The following is a 22,003-nucleotide window of genomic DNA, read 5'->3' as shown; positions in this document are numbered from 1 at the left end:
CCTCGTATTACTTATATTTGTTTATGTTCTTTTACGACTGCATTACCTTTTTGATTAAAACTAGTATGATATTCTACAACACTAATTTCACACCCAGGGCCAATTGTAACGTTGTTTCCTCTCACTACGTCAGCAATCGTATGTTCTAAATAAATATCATCTCCTTCAATAATTGTAGTTTGTAGGTTACCAGCATGACTAATAAAAGGAAGAAATCTCGCTTTTTTACGAATCATAATTTTTTTACCACCAATTTCTCTTACCTTACTTCCTTCATAACGAAGTGAGATTTGAATATTTTCAGCATTAAGTAATCCATCACTTTCAAGACCACCAGTTAATGATAAATCTTCTACTTCAATATTTCCCCTCACATTTAAAGCACCTTTTACATCGACAAAATCACCTGAAAACTTCCCAGCAATATCTATCATACCTCTAACTTTTGTTTTTTCAATATGTGCATCACCATGCATTTGTGTATTACCATATACTTTTACATATTCTGCATCTACAGTTCCTTGTACTTCACTATCTCCATACACAACATAATTTTTCACTTTCATATTACCCCGTACATCACTCGTGCCGTACGTTTTAAATTCATTACAGCTCATATCATTAGAAATCGTTCCTTCACCGCGAATCTTCACTTTATTATAATCTCCGCCTGCTGAATTACCGGAACCATTTACTGTGAGACTATGTGGATGTTCCATATTACTTTCTCCCTCCCATTAAACCTGCTTAATTTCTTTTACATTTGCGCTTTTATCAACAGTAAGAACACCTGTATATTCAATGAGTTCAATCTCACAGTTCGGTCCTACTGTAATATTATTTCCTCTTACCGTTCTTATGTGAGCATAATCAATATCGATATTGTCACCTTCGAGTAGCTCAGCTTCTAACTGCAAGCCAAATACTGTTTTAAATAGCCTACTTAATGTACCTGATCTATGTCTTACTTTAATCGTTTGACCACCAATTTCTTTCGCGCGACATGTACCGTGAATATTAATATTTATTTCATCAGCGCTTAATAATCCGCCAATTGTAAATTGACCTTCTGAAGAAAAAGTATCCACTTCACAATTACCGTCAATTGTTGCTTGACCATTAACTTTAAATTCTTCACCTGTGACATTTCCACCTATCGTACCTTTTCCTGCAATTTTCAAACTGTTTGCCTTTACATTTTGCGTAATTGTAGCTTTTCCATCAATTCGCATCGTTTCAGCATGAACTGTGCCATCAACTTTACCAGATCCGCTAATTCGTGCTCTGCTACTTTTCAAGTCGCCAGTAACTGCACCGTAACCGTTACATTCAAATTGCTCACATTCAACATTTCCATTCACAGTTCCTTTTCCGTTTAATTGCACTTTATGAAACTCGCCGCCATTCGATGAACCGTAACCATTTATAATCAAATTATCTGTACGCATACTTTCTCCTCCACTACAACAATTTAGTTTTTAATGCTTCGGTATATTTCATAATCGCTTCGCGCAAAACGATTTTGGTGCCTTTTTCAAAAATTAAGTCGTCCACGTTTGAAACTAAGAAACATGTAGAAATCCCTAACTTTCGGACAATGATTAAGTCACACGTTTTATGTTTCATTGCTTCATAATTTTCACTTAATACTTGCAAGACCATTTTTCCTTCTTCTAAACTAATCTCTCCCGATTGTAGTAATTCTTCTAACATGTACACATAAAGAATATCTACAAATTGAAACTCTGCTGTTTTATTCGTTTGTTCTATAAAAAATTGTAAAACTGGTTCTGATGCAATCCCTTTACGTAAAACGTCTTCCTTTGTTAAAAGAATTTCTCTCACACTCGGTGAAAACATATTCGCTAGTTCATCTAGTGATAGATCCTCTTTCATCGTTTGGATTTTATCAATTCGCTCTAAAATCTTTTCTTTCGGAAAAAATGTCTCCTGACCCGTGAATGTAGACTTTCGTACAAACCAATCTTCCGGTATTAAATTTTTTCTTTTCCACCTATATAACTGTCCATATGAAATACCAGTAAGTTCTAATAAATCTTTTTTTGAAATTAAATCTGTACTCAACTGTATAACACTCCTTCCTGATAACAATGTAACATAACACTGTTACGTTGTAAATGAACTTTTATAACAAGTAGCATAACAATGTGTAAAACAATCCTATTTTACATACAAAAAGGCCCTTACACATCTCATGAAAAATGCATAAGAACCTTTATCTATCAAGGTTTAAACCATATTCTATAAAAATCAATCCACCCTTGTGAATTAATCATTATATTTTGTACTTTTTCATGAGAAGTTACTTGTTGTTTGTTACGGTATAAAGGAATAACTTGAACTTGACGTAACAATGTCTCCTCAATATCGCGTAACAGTGTAACTCTTTTCTCTACTTGTTCTTGTTTAAAATAAGGGGACAATAATTTATGAAAATCCACGCTGCTTTGCCCATGAATAAAACTGTTTTTTGTAAGAAACATATATAACAAACTATCTTCTATTCGTTCGCTAATTGTTGCGCTATCATGCATCATATCAGCCTTTTGTATCGTACTAATTTCTAAAAGATCTTCTATTTCAAGAAAATTAGTTTCTACACGAATCCCGTACTTCGCACACTCTTTTTGTATCCATTGTGCATCTTCAACGTGATCTCGTCCTGTAAATGTGTATAGTTGTAGCACTTCACTATGATACGTACTCCTTTTAATTAAACTTTGGATATCTTCGTCAATATCTACTATACTTTCATTTGCTAATATTAGTTTCTTTGCCACTTCTCCACGTTCTCCGCCGAGTTCTTGAACGATTTTATCACCATGAATAATTTTGTATAGCGCTTTTCGAAACAGCTCATCTTGCATTGGCCCTTTTTTTACAAGATTACACGTTACATATGTCACATTCGATTCAAGCCGTGAAAGTTCTTTATTAAGATTTTCTTTATCTTTATACTGTGCCTTTACTAATACGTCATATGTATTTACATTTTGCTCTACATTCAATAGTTCAATTCGGTCAAGAAAAGGTCTTTCACGATAATATAAATCATGTACTTCTAATGCAAATAAATGTGTATTCTTCTCTTGTAATATAAAAGGTCCTGTACCTATGAAGTTTCCCGCTTCATCTTCCTTTACGATAGAACATTGTTCTGCACTTAGCATATGTAAAAACATCCTATTTTCCGTATGCAATTGAATTTCAACAACAAATTCATCCACTGCACGGAAACTTTCAACATGTTGTAACATCCATGCATGTGGGTTGTTTTCAGCTTTCATAAATCGATTCAATGAATGTATAACATGATGTGCAGTAAGGCGTTTTCCATTATGAAGACGAACGCCTTTTCGTAAATAAAAAGTCCATACCTTTTCAGCATCATTATATTCCCATTGAAAAGCAAGCCTTGGTTCTATAGAATTTGTTTCCTCATTTACATATACGAGTGTATCAAAAAGATGTTTAACCATATGACATTCTGAGCGCATCGTAGCGTAAACCGGATCTAAAGCGATGTCCAGGTTCATTTGTACTTGCAAACGAAGTACGTCTTTTCTTCCTTCAGGTGTCCGTTCTATTTGATGGCCAAATATGGAATCTACCCAAACTTCATACTCTTTCTTTATTGATGGAAACTGTGAGCTGTAGCGTTCTACAAATGAGATTCCACTTTTCACATCTCCTTTTTTCGTTATTTCTTTTCCCTTATCTAAAATTAATGACTTCGGATGCTTTCGAAATATTACTTTAGAACGCCTCCCTCTCCCTCGTCCTGGAAACCAAGCAATCCAATTTAACTCATCTAATTTTTTTATAATCAATTTACTATTACGTTCTGTACAAAATAATGTTTCGGATATATTTTGGACTGTTATTTCTAATTGTTCTCCTTCTTTTTTCCCTTTCCCATAGGCAACCCATAGTTCAATGTATTGATCTAAAATAAACATCATATTCCCCCTAAAAGGTGAAAAATACTCCCTATTCTTTTTACCCTTTTTCCAATTCTCCTTTCATCTTATCATTTCAATATAGAAAGGAGGAAATAATATTGAATCATCTCTTATTACGTTACAATAAACCAATCATCATTAGACTGTGCGGTGAATTATTAACTCGAACAACAGAATCCATGTTAGCTATCATTATGATTATTTACGTTAATAAGATGCTAAACGGCAATATTATGATGACTATGCTTATTTTCGGGTTACAACCGCTTTCGGACATTATATTTACACTTATTGCTGGAAGAGTGACTGATAAATATGGGCGAAAGAAAATTATGTTACTCGGCTTACTGCTGCAAGGCGTTGCAATCGGCAGCTTCATCTTTGCTCAATCCGTTTTTATATTTGCTTTGTTATATGTCATAAATGGGGTTGGCCGTTCCTTATATATTCCCGCTCAACGTGCACAAATTGCTGATTTAACAAAACATGGGCAGCAAGCAGAAATCTTCTCACTTCTGCAAACGATGGGAGCAATAGGTACTCTAATCGGTCCTTTAATTGGTACTATTTTTTATAAGACTCACCCTGAATATGTATTTATAGTGCAAAGCATTACACTTATAGCATATGCAGTCGTTGTTTGGACGCAGCTTCCAGAAACTGCTCCGGCAATGACAACACCAACGCAAAAATTTGAAGTAGCATCTCCAAAACAATTTGTACACAAACATTACGCCGTATTTGGACTTATGATTTCTACACTTCCTATTAGCTTTTTTTATGCACAAACTGAGACGAATTATCTTATTTTCGCGAAACATAATTTTCCGGATTTCGAACTCATACTCGTTTTTATTTCAACATGCAAAGCTATTATGGAAATCTTTCTGCAAGTTTTCCTCGTGAAATGGTCTGAAAGATTTTCTATGGCGAAAATTATTCTTATTTCTTACACATGCTATACAATAGCTGCAATTGGCTACGGGCTTTCAGCAACAATCGCGTCACTATTTTTTACATTACTCTTTTTAGTCATTGGTGGAAGTATTGCTTTAAACCATTTACTTCGATTTGTTTCAGAAATCGCCCCTACAGATAAACGTGGATTGTATTTTTCAATTTACGGGTTACATTGGGATATATCCCGAACGTGCGGTCCTGTACTTGGTGCCGTTTTATTAAGTAAACTAAACGGTAGCATGCTATTTTATATTTGTGCTTGTTTCTTAATAATTGGGGGCATTATTCAAGCTCTTTTTGTTCAAAATTTAGAGCGTAAGAAAAGAAGAAAAGATATTCAAAAAGATGTTTTAGAGCATCCCCATCATATTTTATAAAAGGAAGTTTCTTATTTACACCAAAAAAAGATGTCACATGGTCATCGATTTCGACTTTTGTGACATCCTTTTTTATTATCCTACCCTGCCATTTTATTAATACTATCCTCAGGTGAAAATACCGAAATATGATTTACCTTACCAGTCGATTTTGGAATAATGAATTTTAACTCAAACTGATTGTTTACTTTATATACATATATTTTATCTTCACCATTTCCTTTAACTGAGTTTGGTTTTCCTAATGCCTTTTCAATTTCTTGTAATGTAATTGATTTTAGTTCTGCATGATAGGAGCGTACATCAAAAACTTGTGATCCTTTATTAAAACCGAAGGAAACATTTTTATTTGTAAAGGTAGCGTACATTCCGTTACCTGCTTGTTCTGTCTTATCTGCTTTCCCCCACGCTTTTTCTATTTCTTCAATATCTCCTGTATGAGCTGCGAACGTAACATTAGGTACTTTTCCTTCTTTCGCTAATTCAAATAATTCTTTAACGTGGTTAATTGATTTTTGATTTATTACTGTATCTTTCGCACTTTGATCTGCCTTTGGTTTTGTTGATCCTTCATTATTTGATTTTTCATCTGGCTCTTTCTTTTCTTGAGAAGTATTTTTCTGTTCGTTTTTACTATTTTCCGTTGTTGGGTCTGTTTCCTTTTTTTCGTCCGTCCCTTTACATGCTACTAATGCAAAAATGCATGTAAAAGCGAGAAATAACATACCTATCTTTACATACATTCTCATACATTTCAGCCCCCTATCATAATCTGATTCATTTCGATAACCAATCCATTACACCTCTTTTCAAATTGTGTTTGTTCCAAAAAGTAAATACTTCACTCTCGCCCAATGCTTGTGCAACATATTCTACAAAAGCTGTTCCTAAAAAATAACCGAGTCGGTTGTATCCAAAATATTGTCCGCCAGATAACCGAAACCACTCTTTCTCTTTTTCAAACGTCCATCCTTCTATATAATCTTTCAAAAAACGTTTCTTTATTTGTTCTTCATTTTCTATACAATATTGTAACCAACGTTCACCATCATCGTCATATGAGTAATACACGGATTCATTTAAACCTTTCACAATTTGCTTTGATACGTATGTTGCAACACCTTCACGATACAAATTAACTGCCGCATCGGTCCACACAGCTTTCTCCCAATCCATTCCATTATTTTGTAACATAACATTATGATATATATGCCCTATTTCGTGAGCAACAATAACACGAAGATGATTCAAATCTGGAGATAATTTTTCTACCGCAAAAAATATATCTCCAATGATCTCCCTCTCTACGAATGCATTAGATCCAAAAGCTCCAACAAATATGTGGAATTTCATATTTACATCAAAGCTATATTTATTACGATATTCATTCGTTATCTCTTGAATAAGAGTCGGTAATGTTTCTGCAATGATACGAATATCTTCTATTTTTGCGGGATATTGTTTTATGGCATTAGAAAGACGTTCATTCGTATTAGGACAATGATACTTAAAGTATTCTTCAAATATCTCTGGATGCGAAGTGAAATATTGATTGAGGACTACTAATTCTACGTCAGTGCTTTCCCATAATTTAAAAAAACTCGGAATTGTATTATTAATCATTTTCCCCCATCTCCTTATATATCCCTTCTCGCCAATTACACTGCAATCCTTCCTTAAATAGAAAAAAGCTGCCCAAAAAGGGCAGCTTTACATATGTATTTTTACACTTCGATTGACTTTCCATCTTCAACAATATGATAAAGTAAGTGAGCTAAATGATGAATTGGACCATACTCTTCCTCTTCTTCATCTGTTTCACCTTGGAATTCAAGATCGTTTAAGTATAATGCTAAAAATTGATAGTATAGTTTTAAATCAAATCCGTAGCACGCAGTTGGCTCTTCATGATCCCCTTCATATTGTAACATTAAGTATTGATCATTTCCTTCTGCATCTTCTGCGTCAAAGAATACGAAGAATCCAACGTTTGTATCTAAATCAAATAGATGACGAGTACCTTTTTCTGTCGCTTTATTGAAGTCCTCTTCACTTAATTTATGTACTGTTGTCGCTTTAGCATTATCTTCTTGATGGAAATTTACTGTAAATGATTTCAATGCTGACACCTCCTGATTGTATAATACTAGCATAACATATAAAAAGGACTGCTTACAAATGTAAACAGTCCTTACATTCATTTTCGCATTGCTCGCAATAAGAAACTTACGATGAAGATTAAAATAATCGCACCAATTAAAGCTGGAATAATTGCATATCCGCCGATTACTGGGCCGAAACTACCAAGTAATTTCCCACCAATCCAAGAACCAATAATACCAGCAATAATATTACCAATTACACCGCCTGGTACATCCCTACCAGTAATTAAGCTAGCAAGCCACCCTAATATACCACCAACGATTAAAGACCAAATCATATGATAACCTCCTTTATATTTCACCAATCAAAATATAATTAGAAACAATTGCTTACCATTAGTTATGTTACATTTTTCATAAGTTATTCATGGAGCATAACTGTATTTTTTTGTAAAAATAATACATGTTAATTAACTTTTTAGGCTAACAATTTATGCAACTTGAGATATTACACTTATTATGGACAGTCGGGCTTCAATATTGTCCGCATAAACTCTTCTTTAAATGCAGGATAGTTAAAACCAACCGCAATTCTTTGTATCGGCCGATCATCAAACCTCGTCGGTTCAGCTATTTTTCTAAAGTCAGCCACACTTTGTCCTCTTGTTACGTCATTTGTCGTACTAATCCAAACTGCAGATTTTTTATATTCAAAAATATCATCATTTATAAATGAAATGAATGGAAGTAAATCGTGAATCGGACTTCCAGCAATACCCGGGTATTCTTTTTTATAAAAGTTCTCATAATAAAAATCAATCATTGGTTTAATAAGCTTTGCCTGCCCTGTTCCTTCTTTATTAATAATATTCACCATTTCTGGAGTAATAAGGGCTCCTTGCGTTACATTTAACGGATAAATTGTCGCATTCTTTGCGTACTTCATTACAATATTTGCCGCGATTGGATCTCCATAAAAATTCGCTTCTGATACAGGAGTAACGTTACCAGGAAATAAAAATGCACCACCCATGATATAGTAAGAACATATCTTATCCATTACATTTGGATATAATAAAAATAACGTCGCCAATGTTGTTAAACGTCCTGTCGCTACGATAATAATATCTTCTGGACAAGGTTCAATTAATTTAATTAATTCACAAAAATTTTCTCGTTTACAAATCCTCATATTAGGTGGAATAATTGGGCCTAGACCGTGCTCCCCATGGATTTCAGGAAAGAACAAAGGTTCTTCAGCAGTCATCGGCCTCGCTGCACCCTCAATGATTTTTACTTTTGTAGCATAGTATCTTTCTAAAAAATACACATTTTCCGTTACGATTTCTCGCGATACATTTCCATATTCAGCAACAATACCTATAATATCTAATTTACATGTTTTATTTGCATAAATTAACGCCACTGCATCGTCAATACCAAAGTCTCCAAAAAAGATGATTTTCTTATTAACTATCCTCACCCCTCTTCAGCATAATCTACTATTATTATTATGTGAAAAAGACAAGGCTGTGAAACGATGCAAACTAAAAAAGCCGCCTATTTATTGGCGACTTCAATCTTTTTATAAGATAAATATGCTAGTATATTTTTACTTGAATCATATTTTGGATTATTTCCTTTTCTCGGTTCTCTCATATGTGTTTTTTCAAATCCAGGAATATCAGGCATTTTCTCCATAAATTCAAGCATTTCTTCTTCAGTTCCTTCAATACGTACGCGAATCATTATTACTTTTCCTCTATTCTCATTTTCTCAGTACTAAGTATATCGTACTTTGAAAAGACTTCAAGAAATTTATCTTTTTAATGTCGCACTTTTTTTACATATAAACAATGCCATTTCAGTATAAAACGATATAATTTTATTATTTTCATATTGAATGTTAAAAAATTCTTGCATTTCAACTGATGTTTTCATCATACATTCTGTTAATTTCACGCGTTTCTGCAAAGGTACATCCATCATATCGCACCACCAGTCAAATTCAAATTTCTTGTCAAAAGTAAGACATGACTGCATTTGCAAACCATTTTTCTCTAATAAGGTAATCCATTCTGTTTTTTTCAAAGCCCGTTCATGACTCGGATCCCGCTTTTTTTCTATAAAATTATAAAATGTATCGTATTCATTATTTTCCGGCGAAACATTATCTATTAAAATAAACAATCCATTATCTTCTAACGTACGATTTACTTCATAAATAAACTGAGCTGGATTCGTAAAGTGATGTGCTGCAATTCGGCACGTAATTGTATCAAAAGAACTATCAGAAAACGGTAAACTCTCAGCGTTTCCAGCAACAAAAGACACATTTTCATGGTCGTTACTTATAATAAATTTTTTTGCATTCTCTAACATTTTTTCTGTTAAGTCTAAAGCAACTACTTCTTTAAACAATGGCGCTAATACATTTGCAACATGTCCTCCGCCAGTAGCAATATCAAGAAGACGATTATTATGACGAGACTCAACTTGTTGAACTACATATTGTAAATCCGGTCCTTTAGCATGAATTTTACTTTTTACATACTTCTCCGCATTATTACCAAACTGTTGTTTCACAAGCTCTTCTTTACTCATTTTATCATCTTCTTTCTATTGTTATTTACATATAGAATTCATATAATAATTAAAGTTCTCTTTATGTATTTTCAAATCCTCTTTTCAGCTCACTTCTTATCATGCTGTCCTATCATCAACATAAAATCGATTTTCCGTTTACATATAAAACAAAAAAGGCTACGGGAACTTGTCCCCTAACCTGACTAAATATTAATTACATTTTTACTTTTTCATATACATCTATATAATATAAATCCTCTTTCAACTTCATAATAACGTCTACTTCGTTATAAGTAGCCTCACGAGCATGTAAACCAAATTGATCCATACCAATCCATATCCATCCAGGTGTATGATAGAGAACATCTATGTTAAAATACTCTAATTTAGTAAGCTCCGATTTAATAAATTTATCTTTATTAGCAATTTGTTTATCTATTAAACCATATTCTTTTCCATTTTCCAATAGCGATATCATTTTTCCTACAATCGGGTGTTCACGAACAATAAAGTGATATTCCTTTTCCTCCACATTCGCCACAATTAAACGAGAATCAGATAAATCAGCCTCTAAATTCGACATCTTTATTTATTCACCTCCTTTATGAGTTTCATAAACATAATAACAAATGAATATTCAAATAATATTAATATAATGTAAAAAATAAAAAAGCTGACTTCCCTTTAGAAATCAGCCTTTATAGTTTAATCATCTGTATACTTTTACAAACTATTATAATGTTTCTTTTTCCTCATCCTTTCCAGAAACTAAATTCCCAATAGCATCTGCTGTTACTTCCACCACAAATTCACAGATTCCTGCTACAACTTCTCCAATCACTTCATCCATCATTTTTACCCCCTTATTTTATGTAACTTATTTGTAGTATAGAGGAGATTGGTTATTTTTAACTATCGGAAAACGTGACAACAACATTACAGTTTTGTAAGCTTTTTAATTTGTTTCGCTTCTATACTTTGAAACTTCAAGTATGATTCACAAGCATATAGGTCATCATAATATTAAGTGAATACTAATTTTGCTAGAGGAGGCGTGTAAAATTTACTACGTAAAATTAATTAAAGGTCAATCCTTCTATGCTTTTAATCATCGTTTCTTAATGTCTGAAGAAGAAGAGGTTTCCGAGAAAGTTTATAATTACTTACGTCGTAATGAATTTTTCGAAGTACGCAAAGAAGAATATTCGGCCTAAGTACAAAAGCACCAAGAAAACCATCACTGTATTGTGATATTTTCTTGATGCTTTTTTGTGAATTACTCCTTTTCAACAATTAATGTCGACTCTATTAAAATATTCTATTATTTGTCCAAGCTATTTCATTGCTATTTTCATATTTTAGTATATGAGGAGGTGACGAATATGACTCATATCATTGACTATCAAGCTACTCAGCCTATAAGTAAAACAGGTGAAACAACTTTTGCAATCCCAGCTTCTCCAAATAAAGCAATTCTAGCAAATTTGAAGTTGAGAATTTCAAGTAGAGATTCACGTAATAATCGAGTAGAATTAATCGCTACAATTGGTGTAGAAGGTATAACTGGGACTTCACAAGTTTTATTCCGAATTTTCCGTGATAACTTTGAAATTTTTAATGCACAAGTAGGTATTGAATCTACAGATTCTGAACAATTCTATACTCAAACATTTCAAGCTATAGATCAAGATGTTAGCAGTGGAACGCACCAATATTCATTAACTGTAGAAAACCTTACTAGCGGCGCAAGCGCAGAAGTTGTTGGTCCTCTATCTTTTAGCGCTTTAGCTATTGGACAAGAGCGTAAATGTTGCTAAGTGAATCTAATATTTCATTTTGTACTTGAGAAAAGCAAGAACGTAGTATGTACGTTCTTGCTTTTCTATTTTCCTTTTATTTGTCCTTACTTTCAATTGATACTTCATCATAATTTTTTACATTTTCATTACTTATTTCATCAACTACACATCGATTTTTTGACAAATCAAAAAGATTGAAATCCACTCATGAAACACGTAATATAGACTCTGACTCTAAAAAAGTTCGTTAAAAATAATACATAAAATAAGGAGGTTTTATATACGAGTTTTTCATTTTAAAAGACGGAGAGGTTTTATATTATGTGGCGTAATAAAAATGTTTGGATTGTTTTAATTGGGGAGTTTATTGCAGGTTTAGGGTTATGGCTTGGCATTCTTGGCAACCTGGAATTTATGCAAAAATATGTCCCTTCTGATTTCATGAAATCAGTTATATTGTTTATCGGACTATTAGCAGGTGTTCTAGTGGGACCTATGGCTGGTCGTATCATCGATCAATATGAAAAGAAAAAAGTCCTTCTTTATGCTGGTTTTGGTCGTGTTATTAGTGTTATTTTTATGTTTTTCGCTATCCAATTTGAAAGTATCGCCTTTATGATTGCATTTATGGTTGCGCTTCAAATTTCAGCAGCATTTTATTTCCCTGCATTACAATCTGTAATTCCACTTATCGTACGTGAGCATGAGTTATTACAAATGAACGGTGTACATATGAATGTAGGTACAATCGCTCGTATTGCAGGTACTTCACTAGGTGGAATTCTTTTAGTTGTAATGAGTTTACAATATATGTACGCCTTCTCAATGGCAGCATATGCTTTATTATTCCTATCAACTTTCTTCCTACAATTCGAAGATAAGAAATCAACAACACCTAGTAAACAAGCGGCAAAAGATAATAGCTTTATGGAAGTATTCCGTATTTTAAGAGGAATTCCGATTGCTTTCACAGCACTTATATTAAGTATTATCCCTCTATTATTTATAGCTGGATTTAATTTAATGGTAATTAATATTAGCGAAATGCAACATGATCCAACGATTAAAGGCTTTATATATACGATTGAAGGTATCGCATTTATGTTAGGTGCCTTCGTTATTAAACGTTTATCTGATCATTTCAAACCTGAAAAGTTACTATATTTCTTCGCTGTTTGTACCGCTTTTGCACATCTATCATTGTTCTTTAGCGATATAAAATGGATGTCTCTTACATCATTTGGGTTGTTTGGTTTTAGTGTTGGTTGTTTCTTCCCTATTATGTCGACAATTTTCCAAACGAAAGTGGAAAAGAGCTATCACGGCCGACTCTTCTCATTCCGTAATATGTTTGAAAGAGTGATGTTCCAAATTGTCTTACTTGGCACAGGCTTCTTCTTAGATACGATTGGATTGCAATATATGGTTCTTATTTTCGGTGTTATTTCATTATTCATTATTTTCATATCGCTTTCTAAACAGAAACAGTATGAAAAACAACCATCTCAATCTGCGAATTTATAACATAATTAAAGAAGCATGGATTTAGTAGTATTAAACTAATCCATGCTTCTTTGTTTTATATAATCTTATTTATTACGTTTATTAAAATTATTAAAAAAAGTAAACACTCTTACCTTCGAATACATTATATAAACTATTATCTACAACAAGGCGGTGTAGGAATGTCTGATGGTATGCAATTATTTATTATCTTTATTTTTGTAATAGTTATGTTTAGCATCCTAAACTTTTTAGCCTTTTCCCTTTCAGGGCATAACTTTAAAAGAAGAATTGTGGCAGGTTTCATATTTTTACTGTTAACTCCCATTATCTTTTTGACTACTTCAGCTTTCATTTCTATATTCAATAAAGCTAGTTTTGGAGCAGTTAACCTAACCGTTTCTATTGTAAATGTATATATTTTAAATGGCATTGTCATTCTTCTTTCCACTTCATTTATCCACAAAAAACAAAACATCAGATAGCAAACTAGGCATGAATCTGACTTTATACTAGATTCATGCTTTTTCAATCCCCCCTAAATTTTTATATGAAATTAAATAATTCTTTATAAAAATTTAAACTTTATTTATTACAATGTTCGTATCGTATTCGCACGTTTATTGAAAATGCAAAGAAAGGAGTACAAAATGAAAAAGATTCTATTAATTATTCCAATATTCATCGTTTTACTTAGCGGATGTAGCAATAATGATATTTACGGTTCTTGGGAAGTCGTTGACAATAAAAACGGTCTTTGTCCTATATCGTATAAATTTGAAACAGTTGTAAAAGAAGAAAAGAAAGAAAAAATCATTCAATATTTAGTAGAGATGCAAACAACGAAGAAAAAAGAAGATTTATACAAAGGCTCATTTGTTAAGGATTCTAATGTATATCACATTGATTATGGTAACTCATTTACATCAGATCAAACTTTAAAAGTTGTCGATGGCAAATTAAACGTATACTTTTATGCAGTGGAAAAATTATGTACATATAAAAAGAAATAATTACACTTCATATCAAACGCAGAAAATGTTTTCTGCGTTATTTTGTATTCCATCTCTTTAACCTCCCTCTAAATTTGTCAATCATTTTAATTTTCACAAAAAAGTGATAAAATGTAACCATGTGTTTTCAGAATAATTAAAAACGCAGAAAGAAAACACTGTTTTTTAGGAGGGGTTTTGATGACTTACACGTTAGCAACTAGAATGAAAGCATTCCAATCTTCTATATTTAGTGAATTAGGGGCCTATAAAAAAGAAAAAATTGCAGCAGGTCACAAAATGATTGATTTAAGTATCGGGAATCCTGATATGCCACCTGCTGATTTCGTAAGAGAAGAAATGGTACATACAGCAGATCAAAAAGAAAGCTATGGATACACATTAAGTGGCATTCAAGAATTTCACGAAGCTGTAACTGAATATTACAACAACACTCATAATGTTATATTAAATGCCGATAAAGAAGTTTTATTATTAATGGGGTCACAGGACGGACTCGTTCATTTACCTATGGTTTATGCGAATCCAGGAGATATTATATTAGTTCCTGATCCAGGATATACAGCTTATGAAACAGGAATTCAAATGGCTGGTGCAACATCTTACTACATGCCTCTAAAGAAAGATAATGATTTCTTACCTAACTTAGAGCTAATTCCTGAAGAAATTGCAGATAAAGCGAAGATGATGATTTTAAACTTCCCAGGGAATCCCGTTCCAGCAATGGCTCATGAAGATTTCTTTAAAGAGGTAATCGCATTTGCGAAAAAGCATAACATTATTGTTGTCCATGATTTTGCTTATGCTGAATTTTATTTTGATGGTATTAAACCAATTAGCTTCCTCTCTGTACCTGGCGCTAAAGATGTTGGCGTAGAAATCAACTCTTTGTCAAAAAGTTATAGTTTAGCAGGTAGCCGTATTGGTTATATGATTGGTAATGAAGAAATTGTTCGTGCGCTTACTCAGTTTAAATCCAATACAGATTACGGAGTGTTTTTACCAATTCAAAAAGCGGCATGTGCTGCACTAAAAAATGGTGCTGCTTTTTGTGAGAAAAACCGTGGTATTTATCAAGAACGTAGAGATACTTTAGTCGATGGGTTCCGAACATTTGGCTGGAATGTTGAAAAACCAGCTGGCAGTATGTTCGTCTGGGCCGAAATTCCGAAAGGCTGGACTTCTATAGACTTCGCTTATGCATTAATGGATCGTGCGAATGTCGTTGTCACACCAGGTCATGCATTCGGACCTCACGGAGAAGGCTTTGTACGTATTGCACTCGTTCAAGATAAAGAAGTGTTACAACAAGTTGTTGAAAACATTAGAAATAGCGGCATTTTCGCCCTTGAAAAAGTAGATGAATTAGTTAAAAATTAGTTCCCACTCCCCTGCTTAACTTTAGCAGGGGTATTATTCATTGGAGGTACTTTCATATGCATATTAAAGACACGCTTCCCCATCGTTATCCATTTTTAATGATTGATAAAGTAACAAATGTAAAACAAGGTGAATCCGTTACAGGATATAAACTCATTACAAATAACGAATGGTTTATAAATGATAGTCAAAATCATATGCCTCATATGTTAATTGTAGAGGCACTTGCTCAGCTTAGCGCATTTGTACATACGAGTGACTCTGAAGGGCTAGGCTTCCTTTCCTCTTTAGATGGGGTTGAATTCCATGAAAAAGCATATCCCGGTGATAAACTTGATTTACATTATGAGTTAACTCGCAATCGCCGAGGTTTTGTTCTTGGTAAAGGTACCGCAACCGTTAATAATCAGCCGATTGTAACGATAGAAAAGCTATTAATATACCAAGCAGAATAGAGACGTTTTCATTCACTAGGGTATCTATCTCCTACAAATTCGTCTCATCAACATGAACAGAGTAAACAAATTACTTAGTTAGGGGCAGAAAAATGGAAAGTACGATTGGTATCGATGCTGGAGGAACATTAACGAAAATTGCTTATTTGAACGAAAAAATGCAATTAGCTTTTGAAAAGTTTTATTCAAATGAACAAAATAAAATAATAGATTGGCTTAAGCAAAACACTGGTAAAAAACAAATATGTATTACAGGTGGTAAAGCAAAACAATTACAGCAACTACTTTCACCCTCATATAAAATAGTAGAACTAAACGAATTTGAAGCTACTCTTACAGGTGTCCGATACATATTAAAAGATAATAAATATGATATAAACAATTTTATTTTAACAAATATCGGTACAGGCACTTCCATTCATTACGTTTATAATGAAAAATATATTCGAGTTGGTGGAACCGGTGTTGGCGGTGGTACTATTATGGGGCTTTCAAAATTGTTAACAAACATAGATCATTTTGAAGATGTGATTCCTTTAACAAAAATAGGATCTAGAAAAGAACTAGATATTACGGTTGGAGATATTTATGGTGGTATTCTCTCTCCTATTGATAATAGCTTAACTGCTAGCAATTTTGGTAAAGCCGCTACTATAGAATCAAATTATAATAACTCAGATATACTTGCTACTATACAAGGACTTGTCGGTGAAGTCGTTACTGCATTAAGCCTTCAATTCGCCGAAACAAAAAACATTGACCATATTATTTATATTGGTTCGACTCTATGTAATAACATACATCTTCAAAATATTATTAGTAGCTACACAAAATACCAAAATAAAACACCCATCTTTTTACGAGATGGTGGTAATAGCGGTGCGATTGGTGCTTTACTTTATGCTACGAATAAAAAAAGCTGACTTTTGTCAGCTTTTTGAAACGCGGATTTTATACGCTAAAACAGTCTCTACATGTGAGATTTTATCTTTGTTACTATAAAAATCAACTAGTTCCCCAGCTAGAGGTGATTGTTGACGTAAAATTCGTTAGCTGTAGTAAAAAAACTATTTTCTTACCTTTTTTAATAAGATTTCAATAATTCATTTATAAATACACTAACTCAATTATCAATTTACTACAGTTTTTATTGCGTAATATACAGAAAGGAAGTTGAATTCTATATGTAATAATATTGGGAAAACAATTGATAGTGTGGAATCCGTAATCATACCATGTATTATTCCCCCTAAAAATGCGAACAGCATAAATTTTATACTAGTCTGATTAAATTTGTAATATTGTAAGTGAGATACAGCAAATAGAAAGGAAGATATTAGAATTGGTAGCGTAACTGGTATGTAAGCTATTTCAAAATTAGAGAGGATTGGGAATGCGTTGTTAAGTATTGGTATAATCATCCCTCTAAAAATTACTTCTTCAAAAACAGGATACATAATTACAAAGTTTAAGATATTCTTTTTCCCAATTGGATTATATCCTGAGTATCGTGAAATGACAATATTCGTTATCAAAGCAATCAAGATTAATACAACAATTGATTCATAGTGAATTGGTAAACGGAATACATAATTATCTACATAAAAATAACTAATTATCGTCAGTATTGTCCCCCATATATAAATAATCTCATTTTCTATCTTGCGGTACAACGTTTTTCCAATAATAATGCCAACTGTAATATCAACAATTTTATATGAAAAAGCTAATAAAACAGCAAATACTAACGCAATAAAGTAGCTCATATCGACTCATTACCTCCTCTCAAAAAGAACTATTTTCATTTCATTTATTTGATTTACCCCCATTACCATACATTTCTTTCATTCATTATAAAATTTTACCATATAGTGGTGATTTTGAGAGGGAAAATTAGTTACATAGCATATAATGATTTCATAAAAACAAAGACTTCTCTATTGAGAAGTCTTTGTTTTTACACTGTATGATTACTATTCCCCCGCAAAACTTGCCTAAACCTTATATAACAAGCAATTCTCCAAGGAATAATATACGAGACAGCAACTACGTAAAATAATAAACCAACCGTTTGTTGATCTAAATCTACAATAAATTGTCTTGAACCATACCTTAAAACGACAAGTGCAATAAAAGTAATTAAAAAAGCTGCACTTTTTTTCGTATAAATATTCCCATCGTCCCTTCGTTCATAATTTGTTAATACTATAAGCGGCACAGCAAAAAGTACCCCAATGAATACCGCTATAACTACTTGTAATATAGCTGGATGTACTGGACCAAAAAACCATACAACACCTGGTGTTAAAAATAATAACGGCCATAAAATATGTTTTCCCGATCCCTTTATTGGCTTATGCATGGAGCGATAACGACGCCAGAATATTAATAGTGCAATGCCTAAAAAGACTGTAATGAGTGAAGATGTATCTCCCATTTGCTATCCTTCTCTCTATAGTAATCTAATAATATTTCAAATCGTTTTTTCGAATGATACTTTACGAATAAATATACTACTAGTTATGATATAAAGGACAGTTAATCCAATTGAAATAACAGTAAAATACGGTATATTTACTAAAGATCCATCACTCGTAAATAATAAACTGGTTACCCCTGCTTCTCCATAAAGTACACTATTTATTGATAAGAAAAGGGTCCCACCAATCATAAGACCGATCCACTGAAATCGTTGTTTAAAAACTACTACCACTTGAAAGAAACATGCTGTTGTAACATAAAATAAAAAGTGCAAAATAAATTGTTGTACCGATTGCTCCCCAAAACTAACATTTACTAAATTATATTTTATATCTTGCAAAAGCATTATTTGAAGAAACGAAAACATTGCGGATTGCAAGATAATATAACAAATTGCTCCGATGAAATATTGAATTCTCGTTACACCAAATGAAACAGCTAAACGAAATAGCTCATCTTGAATGATGAAAACACTCCCTACTATAAACAACATAATTGCTATTGACGGGTTATTTATAATTTCGGGTAAATAACCAATGTTCACTCCATTTAAATGCGCAGCATTTAAAGCCCCTTTTATTAATAAGGCTACAATCCAAAATATTAAAATTGCTTTATAATGAAAATTAATATGTAACTTTAACTGTTTCATTAATATCGTCATTCCACTTCACCACCAGTTATGTGAATAAATAATTTTTGTAATGTAATTCTATCAATTGCTAAACCTTCTTTTTCAAGAGAGTAATAATCTTCATTAGAAAGTTCTTCCCATATAACAGCAATACCCTTATTTCCATAAACTTCTCGATTTAATACTTTTTTATTGATCAAGAACTCGTCCACTTTATCCTTTTGCCCTGAAATAATCTGAACTTGTTGTAATAAATCTTCCACCAATGATTGAACAACTAATCTTCCTTCTTTTATGATTATCACATCTTCAATCACATGGGTTACTTCTTCTACTAAATGTGTTGATAATATAATTGTTCGTGGATACTCACCGTAATCTTCTAGTAGTAAACTATAAAACAACTCTCGATGTGCTGCGTCTAAACCTGTAGTCGGTTCATCAAAAATAGTAATTGGTGCTCTACTTGCTAATCCTTGAATAATTCCTACGACTGTTTGCATACCATGGGATAGTTTATGGTATTTCTCTGTCATATTCAGCTTAAATTTATCTGCCAGTTCTTCAGCATAAGCTCCATCCCAATTTTTATAAAACATGCTGCACATCTTAAAAATTTCTTTTACTTTAAAACTTAAATGAGCTTCTTCTTTCACTCTAACAAAACAAATATTTTGCATCGCTTTACTATTCTCAAAAACATGTTCGCCAAATATTGATACGCTTCCACTACTTGAAGTAATTTGACCTGCAAGTAAATTTAATAGTGTCGTTTTTCCTGCTCCATTTCTCCCAAGCAAACCATATATTTTATGGTCTTCCAATGAAATCGTAACTTTATTTACAGCTACTTTCTTTTTATATTTTTTCGTTATCTCTTTCGTTTCAAGTGCAATCATCCCTCTTTCCCCTCCTTCGTAATTTTTTGAATCATATCCATCAATTCATCTTTTGATATTTCTAACACTTTCGCTTCTTCCCACACTTTCGGTAAATATTCGGTCATAAAAGTATTTTGTCTTTTTTTAAGTACAACTTCTTTCGCTCCTTTTGCAACAAACATCCCGATCCCTCTCTTTTTATATAAAATCCCTTCATCCACTAATACGTTTGCCCCTTTAGCTGCAGTAGCTGGATTTATTTGTAACATCTTCGCAAATTGATTTGTTGATGGCACTTGTTCTTCTTCAAGTAATATGTCTTTTAAAATATCAGATTCGATCGTTTCTGCAATTTGCAAGTATATTAATTTATTTTGCTCCAGAGTAGGTTTCATAATTTCACCACCTTAGGTTCATAGGTTCATTACTTATGTAATTAACCATATCACATAAAAATGTATATTTCCATAAATTTCTTTTATAAAAAAAGAGAGTCATTCGTTTAAGAATAACTCTCTTTCTAAAATTTTGAAGTTTCAACTCTAATTTTTAAATTCTTTTCATTTATACCATTTTGACAAAAATTAAATTGTTGTCCCTTTATAGACTTTGTACGATCTACAACTTGCCCTAAATGATAACTTGTGTGCTCCACTAAATGTAATAAACTATGAAGTTCAATATTTCTTTTTTCTCCACATGCTTGTATATATTCTGTTCCCCATTCATCAAATACTTCTTCAACGTACTGTAGCAAAAGTTCAGTACGTTGTCGCTTTACTGGAAAATACTCCTCAATTCCCTTTTCAAAGACTATATTTGGATTTTTATAACGACTAGTATTTCTCTGTATATGTTCACAAATATGTAGTATAATTCCACCAATTGAATTCACAGAATCCCCTTGTTTCCATAAGTCTTCTTCACTAACGAAGCTAATTGCCTGTATTAACTTAGGTAAATAATGATCTTGCATTCGATGATAAGTAATTTTATATACTAACTCCACCTATTTTCCTCCCATCATTTCAACTGCTGTACTGGAGATTTAGCAAATAAAGATTTCCGAAAATCTTTATCTTCCACAAGCATTGTAATTTTTTCATTTTTATCTTTAAAAAACTTTCCTACTTTCTTTTTATCCCATATATCATGTTCTTTTGGGAAATTATCAAATTTTTCATACAGGATTGATAGTATTTCTTCTCTTTTTATCGTGAAATTTTTATTTTCTACTTGAAACTCGTAGCTTTTCGCATTTGGTACTAAAATCGCTAGATAAATAACGTTAAAGAGAAAATTCTTCTCCATCGTATCCTTACCATCAAACCAATACGTCTCAACCATGTCTTCTGTCAGAGTTCCATTTCCTTTTGCACCATAGTACACCTTTATACTTTCATTCTCTAAACTAATGCTTTGAAATGTATCACCACCGGGTAAATGATTAACAATTGCAACTACATCTGAGTTATTCCCAACATATGTCCCCGCATATTTCTTAAAATCACCAGGTTTCACATCAGATATTTCTTTTATTCTTTCTCCGCTAGAACAAGCAGTAATAAATAAAAAAATTGTTAGCATAACAACTACAATACGATGCATATATTTCATTTAGCATCCCCCATTTTTATCGATATTTCGTTAATTACAATACACCTTCTCAAAACCCTTTAAAATATACGCATTTTAATCAAAATTAAAAATTTTCACTTTTCCTGTTTACAATTATCCATTAATTGTATATAATTACTAACGTAAGAAAAATATTCTAAAAGGAGGTCGAAGGAAATGATGAAATTACAATTGCATGCTTTAACTTTAGCGTTAACTGCACCTATGTTTT

The 22,003-nt window shown here is 32.5% G+C and carries 28 protein-coding genes; 9 read left to right on the top strand and 19 right to left on the bottom strand.

The annotated features are described in order from the left end of the window. Window positions 1–11: 11 nt before the first annotated feature. The 4 genes from QCI73_RS13255 to QCI73_RS13240 all read right to left on the bottom strand — a co-directional run bounded on the left by QCI73_RS13255 (window position 12) and on the right by QCI73_RS13240 (window position 3,980). Window positions 12–719, bottom strand: a complete 708-nt coding sequence (locus QCI73_RS13255; protein ID WP_353823100.1) for a cytoplasmic protein — start codon at window positions 717–719, stop codon at window positions 12–14. 18 nt (window positions 720–737) lie between these two features. Then, window positions 738–1,448, bottom strand: a complete 711-nt coding sequence (locus QCI73_RS13250; protein ID WP_001258379.1) for a bactofilin family protein — start codon at window positions 1,446–1,448, stop codon at window positions 738–740. Between the two features lie 13 nt (window positions 1,449–1,461). Further along, window positions 1,462–2,085 (bottom strand): YhbD family protein, encoded by a 624-nt coding sequence (locus QCI73_RS13245; RefSeq protein WP_000102254.1) that lies wholly within the window; start codon window positions 2,083–2,085, stop codon window positions 1,462–1,464. 158 nt (window positions 2,086–2,243) lie between these two features. Then, window positions 2,244–3,980 carry an ABC transporter substrate-binding protein gene (locus tag QCI73_RS13240; protein WP_327923917.1) on the bottom strand — a complete coding sequence of 579 codons (1,737 nt, stop codon included), beginning with the start codon at window positions 3,978–3,980 and terminating at the stop codon, window positions 2,244–2,246. A gap of 101 nt (window positions 3,981–4,081) precedes the next feature. On the opposite strand from QCI73_RS13240, the gene QCI73_RS13235 reads away from it, so the two are divergent. Beyond that, on the top strand, window positions 4,082–5,320 hold the full coding sequence (locus tag QCI73_RS13235) for an MDR family MFS transporter (protein ID WP_327923919.1): 1,239 nt from the start codon (window positions 4,082–4,084) through the stop codon (window positions 5,318–5,320). Between the two features lie 80 nt (window positions 5,321–5,400). Here QCI73_RS13235 and QCI73_RS13230 read toward each other — a convergent pair whose 3' ends face one another. From QCI73_RS13230 to QCI73_RS13195, 8 genes are all read right to left on the bottom strand, one after another. Next, a complete protein-coding gene (locus QCI73_RS13230) occupies window positions 5,401–6,069 on the bottom strand; it encodes a YjgB family protein (RefSeq protein WP_327923920.1) in 669 nt (222 codons plus the stop codon). 28 nt (window positions 6,070–6,097) lie between these two features. Further along, the gene (locus QCI73_RS13225; RefSeq protein ID WP_353823099.1) at window positions 6,098–6,943 is read right to left on the bottom strand and encodes a DUF5700 domain-containing putative Zn-dependent protease; all 846 of its coding nucleotides are present in this window, start codon (window positions 6,941–6,943) and stop codon (window positions 6,098–6,100) included. Window positions 6,944–7,044: 101 nt separating this feature from the next. Continuing rightward, window positions 7,045–7,440, bottom strand: a complete 396-nt coding sequence (locus tag QCI73_RS13220) for a hypothetical protein (RefSeq protein ID WP_000834883.1) — start codon at window positions 7,438–7,440, stop codon at window positions 7,045–7,047. A 77-nt stretch (window positions 7,441–7,517) separates the two neighbouring features. Next, entirely contained in the window at window positions 7,518–7,760 is a 243-nt protein-coding gene (locus QCI73_RS13215) for a GlsB/YeaQ/YmgE family stress response membrane protein (protein ID WP_000638307.1), read from the bottom strand. A 179-nt stretch (window positions 7,761–7,939) separates the two neighbouring features. Then, complete coding sequence (locus tag QCI73_RS13210) at window positions 7,940–8,905, bottom strand: nucleoside hydrolase (RefSeq protein ID WP_242275761.1); 966 nt, start codon at window positions 8,903–8,905, stop codon at window positions 7,940–7,942. Window positions 8,906–8,982: 77 nt separating this feature from the next. Beyond that, entirely contained in the window at window positions 8,983–9,171 is a 189-nt protein-coding gene (locus QCI73_RS13205; RefSeq protein ID WP_327923923.1) for a DUF3970 family protein, read from the bottom strand. A 69-nt stretch (window positions 9,172–9,240) separates the two neighbouring features. Next, window positions 9,241–10,026 (bottom strand): class I SAM-dependent methyltransferase, encoded by a 786-nt coding sequence (locus QCI73_RS13200; protein WP_327923924.1) that lies wholly within the window; start codon window positions 10,024–10,026, stop codon window positions 9,241–9,243. Window positions 10,027–10,222: 196 nt separating this feature from the next. Next, on the bottom strand, window positions 10,223–10,591 hold the full coding sequence (locus QCI73_RS13195) for a hypothetical protein (protein ID WP_074568081.1): 369 nt from the start codon (window positions 10,589–10,591) through the stop codon (window positions 10,223–10,225). Window positions 10,592–11,069: 478 nt separating this feature from the next. On the opposite strand from QCI73_RS13195, the gene QCI73_RS13190 reads away from it, so the two are divergent. From QCI73_RS13190 to coaW, 8 genes are all read left to right on the top strand, one after another. Beyond that, window positions 11,070–11,222 carry a YqbF domain-containing protein gene (locus tag QCI73_RS13190; protein WP_073541767.1) on the top strand — a complete coding sequence of 51 codons (153 nt, stop codon included), beginning with the start codon at window positions 11,070–11,072 and terminating at the stop codon, window positions 11,220–11,222. A 168-nt stretch (window positions 11,223–11,390) separates the two neighbouring features. Continuing rightward, on the top strand, window positions 11,391–11,825 hold the full coding sequence (exsC, locus tag QCI73_RS13185; RefSeq protein ID WP_098670482.1) for an exosporium protein ExsC: 435 nt from the start codon (window positions 11,391–11,393) through the stop codon (window positions 11,823–11,825). A 303-nt stretch (window positions 11,826–12,128) separates the two neighbouring features. After that, window positions 12,129–13,331 (top strand): MFS transporter, encoded by a 1,203-nt coding sequence (locus QCI73_RS13180; protein WP_000269250.1) that lies wholly within the window; start codon window positions 12,129–12,131, stop codon window positions 13,329–13,331. Between the two features lie 161 nt (window positions 13,332–13,492). Next, complete coding sequence (locus QCI73_RS13175; protein ID WP_262724794.1) at window positions 13,493–13,795, top strand: hypothetical protein; 303 nt, start codon at window positions 13,493–13,495, stop codon at window positions 13,793–13,795. Window positions 13,796–13,960: 165 nt separating this feature from the next. Beyond that, a complete protein-coding gene (locus QCI73_RS13170) occupies window positions 13,961–14,323 on the top strand; it encodes a hypothetical protein (protein WP_000722267.1) in 363 nt (120 codons plus the stop codon). A 180-nt stretch (window positions 14,324–14,503) separates the two neighbouring features. After that, entirely contained in the window at window positions 14,504–15,703 is a 1,200-nt protein-coding gene (locus QCI73_RS13165) for an LL-diaminopimelate aminotransferase (protein ID WP_353823098.1), read from the top strand. A gap of 56 nt (window positions 15,704–15,759) precedes the next feature. After that, complete coding sequence (locus QCI73_RS13160; RefSeq protein WP_000547665.1) at window positions 15,760–16,158, top strand: 3-hydroxyacyl-ACP dehydratase FabZ family protein; 399 nt, start codon at window positions 15,760–15,762, stop codon at window positions 16,156–16,158. 92 nt (window positions 16,159–16,250) lie between these two features. Continuing rightward, complete coding sequence (coaW, locus tag QCI73_RS13155) at window positions 16,251–17,081, top strand: type II pantothenate kinase (protein ID WP_353823097.1); 831 nt, start codon at window positions 16,251–16,253, stop codon at window positions 17,079–17,081. A 207-nt stretch (window positions 17,082–17,288) separates the two neighbouring features. Here coaW and QCI73_RS13150 read toward each other — a convergent pair whose 3' ends face one another. The 7 genes from QCI73_RS13150 to QCI73_RS13120 all read right to left on the bottom strand — a co-directional run bounded on the left by QCI73_RS13150 (window position 17,289) and on the right by QCI73_RS13120 (window position 21,771). Continuing rightward, on the bottom strand, window positions 17,289–17,924 hold the full coding sequence (locus QCI73_RS13150; RefSeq protein ID WP_353823096.1) for a CPBP family intramembrane glutamic endopeptidase: 636 nt from the start codon (window positions 17,922–17,924) through the stop codon (window positions 17,289–17,291). A gap of 191 nt (window positions 17,925–18,115) precedes the next feature. Beyond that, window positions 18,116–18,595 carry a CcdC family protein gene (locus QCI73_RS13145; protein WP_353823095.1) on the bottom strand — a complete coding sequence of 160 codons (480 nt, stop codon included), beginning with the start codon at window positions 18,593–18,595 and terminating at the stop codon, window positions 18,116–18,118. Between the two features lie 36 nt (window positions 18,596–18,631). Beyond that, complete coding sequence (locus tag QCI73_RS13140; RefSeq protein ID WP_353823094.1) at window positions 18,632–19,303, bottom strand: DUF4052 family protein; 672 nt, start codon at window positions 19,301–19,303, stop codon at window positions 18,632–18,634. Beyond that, a complete protein-coding gene (locus QCI73_RS13135; protein ID WP_353823093.1) occupies window positions 19,300–20,172 on the bottom strand; it encodes an ABC transporter ATP-binding protein in 873 nt (290 codons plus the stop codon). The genes QCI73_RS13140 and QCI73_RS13135 overlap by 4 nt, the downstream gene beginning before the upstream one ends. Beyond that, the gene (locus QCI73_RS13130; RefSeq protein WP_353823092.1) at window positions 20,169–20,549 is read right to left on the bottom strand and encodes a GntR family transcriptional regulator; all 381 of its coding nucleotides are present in this window, start codon (window positions 20,547–20,549) and stop codon (window positions 20,169–20,171) included. The genes QCI73_RS13135 and QCI73_RS13130 overlap by 4 nt, the downstream gene beginning before the upstream one ends. Before the next feature lie 125 nt (window positions 20,550–20,674). Then, on the bottom strand, window positions 20,675–21,163 hold the full coding sequence (locus QCI73_RS13125; protein WP_353823091.1) for a DinB family protein: 489 nt from the start codon (window positions 21,161–21,163) through the stop codon (window positions 20,675–20,677). 14 nt (window positions 21,164–21,177) lie between these two features. Continuing rightward, window positions 21,178–21,771 (bottom strand): DUF4825 domain-containing protein, encoded by a 594-nt coding sequence (locus QCI73_RS13120; protein WP_353823090.1) that lies wholly within the window; start codon window positions 21,769–21,771, stop codon window positions 21,178–21,180. Window positions 21,772–22,003 lie beyond the last annotated feature (232 nt).

The sequence above is a fragment of the Bacillus cereus group sp. MG16 genome (genome assembly GCF_040459875.1).
Taxonomy (GTDB): domain Bacteria; phylum Bacillota; class Bacilli; order Bacillales; family Bacillaceae_G; genus Bacillus_A; species Bacillus_A paranthracis.
The sequence above is the reverse complement of the archived record's forward strand: the minus strand, read 5'-3'. Positions and strand labels throughout refer to the sequence as shown.